We start from the raw sequence: 306 nt of genomic DNA, 5'->3' as shown, positions 1-306 counted from the left end.
TAAGGAGGGCGCTTACCACGGTAGGATTCGTGACTGGGGTGAAGTCGTAACAAGGTAGCCGTATCGGAAGGTGCGGCTGGATCACCTCCTTTCTAGAGTAGCACCGAGCGAAAGCTCAGCATCAAGCGCCTACGCTTATCGGCTGTTGACTGAACTGTACTTATTCAAGGCCCTAGTCTTCGATAAGTGTAGTTCTCGTTCTTTAACAATCTGGAAGAAGTAAAGTTTTTTTAAGCGTGTAAGTGAATCGGAAACGATGAGCGAGCACACTTAGGGTAGTAATCAAGTATCAACAAACATGCAATG

1 rRNA gene is annotated in these 306 nt (G+C 46.4%); it reads left to right on the top strand.

Annotation, left to right across the window (positions count from 1 at the left end):
* A 16S ribosomal RNA gene (locus tag ACK6C6_RS24510) occupies positions 1 to 92 on the top strand; the annotation flags it as partial.
* Positions 93 to 306: the final 214 nt, after the last annotated feature.

Source organism: Massilia sp. BHUDP2, assembly GCF_046236355.1.
Classification (GTDB): Bacteria; Pseudomonadota; Gammaproteobacteria; order Burkholderiales; family Burkholderiaceae_D; genus Telluria; species Telluria varians.
This window is presented reverse-complemented; position numbering and strand designations above follow the sequence as displayed.